Annotated in this window: 1 protein-coding gene; it reads left to right on the top strand. The window is 40.9% G+C overall.

Annotated features, from left to right (window positions below; genetic code table 11):
• Positions 1-246: 246 nt before the first annotated feature.
• A partial coding sequence (locus tag R7Q09_RS26330) for a helix-turn-helix transcriptional regulator (protein ID WP_318143964.1) occupies positions 247-643 on the top strand: 397 nt, incomplete at its 3' end.

Below are 643 nucleotides of genomic sequence, written 5' to 3'. Positions count from 1 at the left end.
CGAAAACTCCGTCGGATTGTGCTTTTTCTTCTTCAATCTCTTACGGAAATTTGCATCTCTACATCTAACAAGTTGGTAACATAGCGCTTGAGGCGGGAACAATCAACCAAAAATTTCCTATAAGAAACAAGATTTCTAGTTTTGTTAACAAGAGCACGCTTTAATTAACGTGGTGCACTTTTATCCATTATAGGGTTCATGCACAATGCTAGTAGGAGAGAAATAAGGATATTTATAGAGGGATTTATGGCAGAAAGTATTTACGATGAATACCCGTCGATGACGTTGGCGAAAGAACAAAATGATCAAAATATCGAGCCGTTAAAGCTTGGTCAGCGCATTAAGGATATCCGTTCTAAGTTGGGCATTACGTTAGAAGAGGCGAGTCATCGTACTGGACTTGCGCGTTCTACGCTAAGTAAGATTGAAAACGAACAGATTTCTCCTACGTTCCAAGCCATGCAAACATTGGCGCTCGGCTTGCAGATTGACATGCCGCAACTATTTGAACCTCCAAGAAAAAAAGTGGCAACAGGGCGTAGAGATATCACTAAGAAAAGTGAAGGAAAACCACACCCAACTCAGACCTATGAACATGAACTGCTCGCGACACAACTTTCCAATAAGAAAATGATGCCGTTTA

Source organism: Vibrio sp. 2130-1, from assembly GCF_033339515.1.
This window is presented reverse-complemented; position numbering and strand designations above follow the sequence as displayed.